At 44.4% G+C, this 9,417-nt stretch carries 9 protein-coding genes; 5 read left to right on the plus strand and 4 right to left on the minus strand.

Going from position 1 to position 9,417, the window contains the following annotated elements; genetic code table 11:
* From hflK to PLH26_RS16905, 3 genes are all read left to right on the plus strand, one after another.
* Positions 1-511, plus strand: a 511-nt coding sequence (hflK, locus tag PLH26_RS16895) for a protease modulator HflK (protein ID WP_324587208.1), incomplete at its 5' end; no start/stop codon positions are given.
* Positions 512-559: 48 nt separating this feature from the next.
* On the plus strand, positions 560-1,498 hold the full coding sequence (hflC, locus tag PLH26_RS16900) for a protease modulator HflC (RefSeq protein ID WP_324587209.1): 939 nt from the start codon (positions 560-562) through the stop codon (positions 1,496-1,498).
* A gap of 185 nt (positions 1,499-1,683) precedes the next feature.
* A complete protein-coding gene (locus PLH26_RS16905; RefSeq protein WP_324587210.1) occupies positions 1,684-3,672 on the plus strand; it encodes an FG-GAP repeat domain-containing protein in 1,989 nt (662 codons plus the stop codon).
* A gap of 63 nt (positions 3,673-3,735) precedes the next feature.
* Here PLH26_RS16905 and PLH26_RS16910 read toward each other — a convergent pair whose 3' ends face one another.
* The 4 genes from PLH26_RS16910 to PLH26_RS16925 form a co-directional block, all read right to left on the minus strand.
* Complete coding sequence (locus PLH26_RS16910; protein WP_324587211.1) at positions 3,736-4,617, minus strand: hypothetical protein; 882 nt, start codon at positions 4,615-4,617, stop codon at positions 3,736-3,738.
* 210 nt (positions 4,618-4,827) lie between these two features.
* On the minus strand, positions 4,828-5,199 hold the full coding sequence (locus PLH26_RS16915) for a DUF2200 domain-containing protein (protein ID WP_324587212.1): 372 nt from the start codon (positions 5,197-5,199) through the stop codon (positions 4,828-4,830).
* Positions 5,200-5,225: 26 nt separating this feature from the next.
* Positions 5,226-5,639: a DUF1801 domain-containing protein gene (locus tag PLH26_RS16920; RefSeq protein ID WP_324587213.1), complete on the minus strand. Its 414-nt coding sequence runs from the start codon at positions 5,637-5,639 to the stop codon at positions 5,226-5,228.
* A gap of 114 nt (positions 5,640-5,753) precedes the next feature.
* The gene (locus tag PLH26_RS16925; RefSeq protein WP_324587214.1) at positions 5,754-6,410 is read right to left on the minus strand and encodes a hypothetical protein; all 657 of its coding nucleotides are present in this window, start codon (positions 6,408-6,410) and stop codon (positions 5,754-5,756) included.
* Positions 6,411-6,822: 412 nt separating this feature from the next.
* Between PLH26_RS16925 and PLH26_RS16930 the strand changes: the two genes are divergently transcribed.
* Together PLH26_RS16930 and PLH26_RS16935 are read left to right on the plus strand one after the other, a co-directional pair.
* Positions 6,823-7,821, plus strand: a complete 999-nt coding sequence (locus tag PLH26_RS16930) for a Gfo/Idh/MocA family protein (protein WP_324587215.1) — start codon at positions 6,823-6,825, stop codon at positions 7,819-7,821.
* A gap of 80 nt (positions 7,822-7,901) precedes the next feature.
* On the plus strand, positions 7,902-8,408 hold the full coding sequence (locus tag PLH26_RS16935) for a hypothetical protein (RefSeq protein ID WP_324587216.1): 507 nt from the start codon (positions 7,902-7,904) through the stop codon (positions 8,406-8,408).
* Positions 8,409-9,417 lie beyond the last annotated feature (1,009 nt).

Raw genomic sequence — 9,417 nt, forward strand, 5'->3', positions numbered from 1 at the left:
AGGAGAAAGAACGGTTAATGAAGTGCTTACGGTTGGCAGGCAGGAAGTAGCCACCAATATGGAAGTATTGCTGCAGAAGCTGTGCGATGAATATGAAAATGGTATTCGCATAGACCAGGTGGTATTGCAGGATGTTAACCCGCCCGCTTTAGTGAAACCTTCGTTCAATGGTGTAAACCAGGCGCAGCAGGAGCGGGAAACGCTCATCAACCAGGCCGAATCGGAATACAACAGCGTGATCCCAAGAGCAAGGGGCGAAGCAAAGGAAACCATTCAGCTTGCGGAAGCGTATGCGCTGAACCGGGTGAATGGCGCTACCGGTGATGCCGCGAGGTTTGAGTCGTTATACACCGAATATATCAAGGCGCCGGAGGTTACCAAAAAGAGGATCTATCTCGAAACAATGGAAAGGATCCTGCCTAAAATTGGCAACAAGGTAGTGGTGGACGAAAAAGGGAATAATGTTTTGCCTTTACTGAACCTGGGCAGTAAAACAAACCCGTCAAAATAACCAGGCGAATGAAACTGTTCTGCAATATTTCGCATAAATAATCAAAAAATGATCAAACCCAAACAAATCATAACAGGTATATTGGTAGTGGTGGCGGTGCTGGCTGTTTTTGGTTCCATATTTATTCTTAATGAAACCGAGCAGGCGATAGTTACCCAGTTTGGCAAACCGGTAGGAGAGCCCCGTGTTAAGCCGGGCGTACACATGAAGCTGCCTTTCATACAAAAAGTTCAGTTTTTCGATAAGCGCTATCTTGCCTGGGACGGACATCCGAACCAGGTGCCTACGAAAGACAAAAAATTCATTTATGTAGATACCTATGCCAGGTGGCAGATCATAAATTCGCTGCAATTCTTTATACGCCTGAGGGATGAGAGATCGGCAAAATCAAGGCTCGATGACATTCTTGATGGCGAAACCCGTAACGCCGTGGCTGCGCATGAGCTCCTGGATATTGTTCGCTCCTCCAACCGTAAACCGGAGATCGGGGAAGATTTCCTGGAGCAACTGGAAAACCTGGATTCGATTTCCGTAGGCCGGGATAAAATAGAAGCCATGATCCTTAAAAAAGTGAACGAAAGAACCGCCGACCTTGGGATCAGGATTTTAGATTTCCGCTTCAGACGGGTAAATTATGTTGAAGAAGTTAGGAACAGGGTGTACGACAGAATGATCAGTGAAAGAAACAGAATTGCCGAACAGTTTAAATCTGAAGGTCAGGGAGAAGCGTTAAAAATACGGGGGAATAAAGAGCTCGACCTGGCCGAAATTCAGTCGTCGGCTGTTAAAGAAGCCCAGGTGATCAGGGGAAAGGCTGATGCAGTTGCTACCTCTATTTATGCAGGTGCGTACAATAAAGATGCCCGGTCAAGGGAATTGTACAGCTTTATAAAATCCATGGAAACGCTGGAGAGATCGCTTGATAGTCTAACCAGCGTTGTGCTTACCACCGATAATGAGCTGTTTAAATTTTTGAAAAAACCCTGATGCGGTGATGGTATGTTGACCTCTGCGCCAACCGTCTCATTTTTGTCGTCAAACTCCGATCCGGGAACATCAACCCGTTAGCATACCGGCATTGATTTCCTGCAGGAAGTTTCTCAAAGTTGGTTATTTTTCAGGACTGGTATGCGCGTAATGAAATTAAACCGCCCTGTTCCGGGTTAATATAAATGGCAAAAAACGAAGCCAATACCATGAAGCGTTGCACAATATTGACTGTTCTTTTTGCGGGATTGATGCACATAAACAGCTCTTTTGCTCAAACAAATGACCCCGGTGCTTTAAAAATAGTTGAATACAATAATCCCGGGCTGGTGGTTGACCTGGGGGTTGGATTATGGGCCTGGCCCATCCCCATGGATTTTGATGATGATGGTGACATGGACCTGCTGGTTTCCTGCCCGGATAAGCCCCATAACGGAACTTATTTCTTTGAGAACCTTACCGGTGGAGCGGAGCCCGTGTTTTCGCCCGGCCGGCGTTTAACAGGCGCGTTAAAAGATGTGCAGGTCTCTTATATCAATGCCCGGCCGCGGGTATTGGTGCCGGGCTTTGAACTGTCCAATTTTAAACGATCATTCGGCAAAGAAAAAGATTCCCTGTTCCCTGTTCAGGAAATTGTAAAAGATCTTAAAAAGAAACCCCGGTTTAATCAGTGGAAACTGGTGGATTACGATAACGATGGCGACACTGATATAGTGGTGGGTGTGGACGACTGGAGCGATTACGGATGGGATAATGCATTTAACGGCAAAGGCAAGTGGATCAACGGCCCGCTTCACGGGTATCTATACTTAATTGAAAATAAAAACGGTACTTACATCAATAAAGGGAGACTCAAAGCCGGGGGTAAGGAAATTGACCAGTATGGCGCCCCTTCGCCCAATTTTGCTGATTTTGACGGCGATGGCGATCTTGATTTAATATGCGGAGAATTTTTGGATAAACTCACCTGGTTTGAGAATACCGGAACAAGAGAAAAACCGGTTTACGCAAAGGGAAGAATATTGAGCAATGAGAAAGGGGCAATTACAATGGATCTTGAAATGATCATTCCCGTTGCTGTTGATTTTGACCGCGACGGGCATGAAGATCTGGTGGTGGGCGATGAGGATGGCAGGGTGGCATTGATCAGGAATACAGGCAAAGTAAAAAAAGGTATGCCTGTATTTCAATCGCCCGTTTACTTTAAGCAACAGGCGGAGCACCTGAAGTTTGGAGCGCTGGCTACACCCTATAGCACAGACTGGGATGATGACGGAGATGAGGATATCATTACCGGGAATACGGCGGGCTATATCGGGTTTATTGAGAACCTGGGAAATTATAACGGCATGCCCCGCTGGGCGGCACCGGTATTGTTAAAGGCTGGCGGCAAGACCGTTCGTGTACAGGCTGGCTATAACGGCTCTATCCAGGGACCAGCCGAAGCCAAATGGGGATATACCACGCTGTCGGTAGCCGACTGGGATGGCGACGGGCTGAAAGATATTATCGTTAACTCCATTTGGGGGAAAGTGCAATGGTTAAAAAATAGGGGTACAAAAGGAGCGCCCCGCTTAAGCGCCATACAGGATGTAAAAACAGACTGGCAGGGTATGGCGCCCAAACAGCCAAAATGGAACTGGTTTAAGGCTAAACCGCATCAGTTGGTTACGCAATGGCGAACAACGCCGTATACTATAGATTGGAATGCTGATGGGCTTATGGATATTGTGATGCTTGATCACGAGGGATACCTGGCATTTTTTGAGCGGTTTTCCAATGCAAAAGGCGATTTGGTGTTAAAGCCGGGTCAGCGGATTTTTTATGGCAGCCGGGTTTCGGGTTTCGATTCAAAGCACTCGGTTGTGGTGAATGAGCCCGGACTGTTAAGGCTGAACGTAAAGGAGAACGGCGCCAGCGGAAGGGTGAAGCTTACCATTACCGATTGGAACAACGATGGAAAGCCTGATATTGTTTTGAACAGCCTCAATGCTTCAGTATTGATAAACCGGGGAGAGAAAAACGGGAACGTATATTTTGAAGAAGCGGGGCAGGTCAGCGATAAGGTGCTGGCGGGTCATACTACCAGCCCAACCATGGTAAACTGGGGCGGCTCAAATTCCGGGCTATTGATAGGCGCAGAGGACGGACGTTTTTATTTTATGCAAAAATAATTGCGCCGCTGTCTTTTTCCGCGGACTTCAATGAACAAAACCGTCCCAATCGTGTGCCTGTTTTTATCTGAGCCCTTTTATATTTTTTTTCAGATCTGAAAAATACATGTTCATCATGTTCTTTATCACATCATCTTTCGAAGCATTGGCAAAATCTGCTTTGTAAACGGCGTTGTCCAATCCCGGCTTATCCAGCTTGCTGATACTGTAATTATAGTCTTCCGAATTCCACCAAACCACTCCGCCTGCACCATCGTTAAAAATTCTTTTAACATAAAACGTAAAAAGATCTACCGGTACCAGCCGGTTGCCCAGCAGCTTATTGGAGGGATGGTACCTGTGATTTACCACTGCATAAACAGGCATATCCAGCTCACTTCCTATTTTACCGGCGAGAGCCATATTATTGTCGATATAATTTTGGTGAACTTCCTCAGCTACCTGGTCAGTTGAGTAAAAAATATATAGCGAAGGCGCCAGGAAATCGAGATTTGAATAAAAAGACATTATACTAAGGTTCTTTTGCCGCCAGGCATTATCCGTATGCCAAAATTCTCTTGTGGGAAGTCCGTAATAAGACCACCTGATACCGGGACGCAGAGACCTTGCTTTTTGAATGGCATCGGCAAATTGTTTCCTGTATTTATCCCCTGTTTTACCCGGGCTTGTTAAACTGTCGAAGCCAACCCCTTCCCAATCAAGAATAGCCATGCCGGATTGGTTTTTGTCGGGAAATTTTTGATTGATGGATTGAATGAGCCTGGCCTCATCATAATTATTGTTTGTTACAAATTCACTCTGATAAATGAAATCCGTTCTGCCGGGATTGTTATTGATAATAAAATCATTAACAGGTCCGGTGGTGGAATTTGCTATATATATTTTTTGCGCATGGCAATATGCACTAAAGTTTGCCAATGCTACTAATATTAAAAGTTCTTTCATCCCGGCAATCTGAGCAAAATTTGAAGCAAAAAGATCTCTGACCGGCATTCTGCTCATACTACGCATTGGTTCAAAAAGTATACGATAAACAATATTTTTACAGGGCAGGCCCGGATACGGTGGAGGGTTGTTTATGCCGGATATTTGCAATGTTCTTTGTGGCGCCGGGTTTACTTTTTTGAACAGCATGAAGAAAAGATCATGCGATCATCACCCTTGCGCAACCCGCAGGATCTTCTCCATTTTGCGGCCTTTCGCCAGTTCATCCACCAGTTTGTCTAAATACCTCGCTTTTTGCGTTAACGGGTTTTCAATTTCTTCAACGCGATAGCCGCATATTACCCCTGTAATGAGGTGCGCATCCGGGTTTAATGAAGCCTTTTCAAAGAATGTTTCAAATGTTACTTTTTTTTCGATCAGGTTTTTCAGCTTGCGTTCATCGAAGCCGGTCAGCCATTTAATAACCTGGTGCAGTTCTTCTTTTGTTCTGCCCTTTCTCTCTACTTTCGCAAGGTACAGGGGATACACCGAGGCGAAGATCATTTTTGCAATGCGCTGATCATGTGTGTTGGAATTATTCATAACCTGGTTTTTTTATTGTCTTAAGATCATTGCAGCTTCACAAGCTGTCCTTTTCTCTTAACTATGTTTTTGTAATCCCACTGGATTGCTCTTGATTTTTTCAGCCAGCGTTCAATATCTTTCGTATTGATGTCCCCGGCTGTGGTATAGAAAATGGAAGCGTCTTTAAATTTTTTGCCTCTCACATTTAATTTTTCTTCTTCAAAGTCCGCTCCGCTCCAAAACATCAGGCGCCAGCCTGCTTTCTGTTTACTGTAGCCAACAATAGGGTTGCCATCCAAAAACCAAACAGGGTGTGCGTGCCAGATCTTGCTTTCCGCTTCACTTAACCCGCCATCAATTGTAGCTGCCAGCAGGTTGCAAATGGCCTTGTCGTCCATTGTTTGTCTTTCGTTGTATGCTTGTATTTCAGGAACCATTTTGGTGGATTGCAATGCCAAAATTAAAATTAAAAGATTTCACCTCATTTCTAAAATATTCTGGGTGGCAACAACTTTACAATGAGCGCCTGCTCACAATTCATGGCTTTCTGCCTTCGGCGCGCTGATGCAGGGTTATTTTGCGGAAACGTTTATCAAACTCCAGTGTTGTTTTATTTTTTTACCCTTATTGAACTCGTCCAGCCAGTATTTTTTAAACTTCAGGTCTATTTTCAAGGTGTCCGGAATATATAGCAATTTAAATTTGGGCGAAAGCCAGAAAATAAAAAAATCGCCCATGCCGCTGCTGTATGAGCTTCCCACAAAGCTATACCTGTTTGGGATGGAAGTCAGTTCCGAAAAGGTGGTGAACGGGTTCTTATCCGGAAAGAATTGTTCGGTGGTTGCTGATATGTCTTTTATCAAACTGTTTCCATTGCTGCTATCCTGTTCAATTTTTACAATTTTACCCCGGAGCTTTGAAAATGTAAACTGAGAATAAATGGCAGTGTCGAAATTGAAGGCCGTTGAAAAGTCACGGGTGAATTTATCCGGTCTCCAGATTGAAAGCTTTGCTGTATCGCCTTTGAATCTGAAATTACAAACATACAAATTTGTGTCGCCCGAAACCCTGAGCCAAAAATTGTCGTCGCCGTTTGCGCCGTAGCTGAAATCTCTTAAAAGATCCAATGAATTGGTGTCAATATTATTTGCGAGATAAACGGATATTTCCTCAATACCGTCGTCTGTTGGCGTTGGTGAGGCACATTCAGTGAAAAGTGCCGAACTCAATAGTGCTGATATGATAAATACAGAGTTCCTCAAAGCTTGCATGCAGGGGTTAGGGTATTGCCGGAGGCGGGGATTTCCTGCGCTTCCGCTAACAGCATAAATTTTAAATCGTGTTTGCCGTGAAGTTAAGGGATTTACAGAACTGTTGCTACGCTTTGAACGCAATATTTCTATCCGGGGTTTCTGGTACCGGCTTCCGGTTCCCTGGTCAGGCATCGTTGCGTCGCAATCCGTTCATCGCCTGTGCCGCTATTGAACAAAAGGCACCTATCTTTACCAGGACTAAAATTGAAAACGGGCATTGAAAAATGCCGGGGACGTGCTTTCAGATGTGCTGACTTTCTGAAATAAAACGATTCAATCAATCTTGTATCGTTATGCATCAACTGCTTATACAAAAACATTCACAAATATGGATAAACAGATCAGATGGGGCATACTGGGCGCCGGACGTATAGCACAAAAATTTGCATCCGACCTGAAGCTTGTTGAAGATGCCGAACTTTTTGCCGTTGCCTCCCGTGGCAAAGCCAACGCCGCAACATTTGCCGCTTTGTATCCTGCAGCACGGCAGTACGACAATTATGAATCTTTGGTACAGGATCCGGGGGTAGATGTGGTATATATAGCCACGCCACACGGACTGCATTATGAACATACGATGTTGTGCGTGCAGCATGGCAAAGCAGTGCTGTGTGAAAAAGCGTTTGCTTTACATGCACGCCAGGCAAAAGAAATGATATCGGCCGCTCAGAGGCAAAAAGTGTTTTTAATGGAAGCTTTATGGTCGAAGTTCATTCCTTCCTGGCAAACAATGATGGAAATGATCGGGAACGGGAAACTGGGAGAAATAAAAAATGTGCTGATCAATTTTGGATTTATTCCGCAGGCGCCTGTTGCCGACCGGCTGTATAATCCGGCGCTGGGCGGTGGTACCCTGCTCGATATTGGTATATATAATGTTTTTTATGCATTGTCCGCATTAGGCAAACCCGATCATATTGAAGCCCGTATGACACCTGCAGCCACGGGTGTTGACGAACAATGCGCTGTTCTGTTCCGGTACAACAATGGCGCTATGGCCCAGCTTTTTTCGTCTTATTCAACCCATCTGGCCACAGAAGCCGGTATCAGCGGCAACAAGGGCCGGCTAAGACTTACCCATCGTTTTTATACGCCGGAAACGACTGTTGAATTTTATCCCGGCAGAGCAGATACCAAAACCATTGTTCCCGTGCAGCACACCGGGGGATGGGGCTATCATTACGAGGCGGGGCACGTGGGCGAATGCTTGCGGAGAGGGCTGACCGAAAGCCCTGTAATGACGCATGCCGACACCCTGATGCTGATGGAAACCCTGGACGAAATAAGAAGAAAGGCGGGGATCTGCTACCCGGCCGATGAGGCATGATCAATCGGGTTATTGTGCCGGCCACCCAATCAGGAAATTAACATTTATGATCTAATTGTTAACATCTTTAAACAAAGCCGTTGCGGTATAATTATGGCAGGAAGATTGCGATATTACAGGAAATGGAGTATAGTAAGATGAAAGAAAAAACACATACATCTGCTATTAAAACGGTGCTGAAAGTAGACCATGAAATTGAAACGGTGAAAGACACGATCGGTGAGTTGCTGGATAAAGGAAAAGACTATCCGGAATCATATTATAAGAACATATCATCAAATTCATTTCTTTTCGGCTGGATAAAATCATTTTGCATTGTTATCATTTCCGTGAACCTCATTCCTGAATCGGGGAAACGTACTATCATCAATATAGAAGCAACAAAACCGGAAAACGGAGCTGCCACCAAAGACAATGTGCACGATGCATTTTATGATTTTTTAGGGCTGATGAAAAGAACATTTAACAACGAAGGATCACCGGCGCTGGTATGGAAAAGGAACAACGATCATGGTGGCGTGTGGACCTTCCTCTTTTTGATACTGCTTGCAGCCTTTTTGCTATGGTTTTATTTTTCGGGTAAATAGGCTTATATCATTTTATACACTCTTTTTCCCGCGCATTATCCTGCATGTTCTTCTTTACCGCGACTGTAATACTATAAAGACAGGCTGGACGAAAGTAAATGCTGACCGAAAAAGTAGCTGTGCACAAAGAAAATAAACAATGATATTAAAGTGAATGAACAATTCTATTTATATCAATGAACGCTACCCAAAACATATCATATTGTTTCATGGATTGCACATTGATGCCGACCCAGGGAGCGTCTGCACTATAACATTCATATTGACAATAACATCTGAACTCCTTCGCCATGCCGAAAGTCCCATAAATTGCTCAGCATGGTGTCTGTTGTGGGGCTGAAGCAACACTCACTATCAGGAACATAAGACTTGCAGTTTGTTATTATATTCCTTTTTTGAATCGAAAATTATATATGCACCGTCATTAACCAATTCATTTTCAATAAATTAAAATGGTGTATCTGCTTTGTTGCACCTGAGTGCAGGATGAATTTGGAATACACCCATTCTTCTTCTACACCGCGGGAAATTTACGATGCAGTGCAGTAAGGTTTCCTCTTAACTGGTAACAGCGCCGACATTGCAAATATTGAAGCCATCCAAAACGGTAATACGGGCCCGGCAATATCTCCGGAATAACGTGAATAAAGTTTAATTATCGTGCAGTTATGCAACGTTGCTCCACGCCAATACTTGTAAACCGCTATTGCGGTAAAAAACTCATTCAATAAACCGGCACCTGCAAAATAATTTGTGTTCATCGGGGTTATTTATTAATTTGTTGCATGCATAGGTAACCCTTTCTCACCCTAACCCTGTGGCTGAGGAAGCGTATGCATTAACGGCAACTCATGGAAAACATCAGGCTAACACCACTCAACCACCGCGGCCAGGCGTGTATAGCGCTGCATTTTGCATTTGACATCACCCTCAATAAAATTTTAAAAGCACTGTCCTGCGCTGCATGGAGCAAAACCCACAGGTGCTGGTATATTCCTTTGCAGGAAGC

The organism is Agriterribacter sp., assembly GCF_035444585.1.
Classification (GTDB): domain Bacteria; phylum Bacteroidota; class Bacteroidia; order Chitinophagales; family Chitinophagaceae; genus Agriterribacter.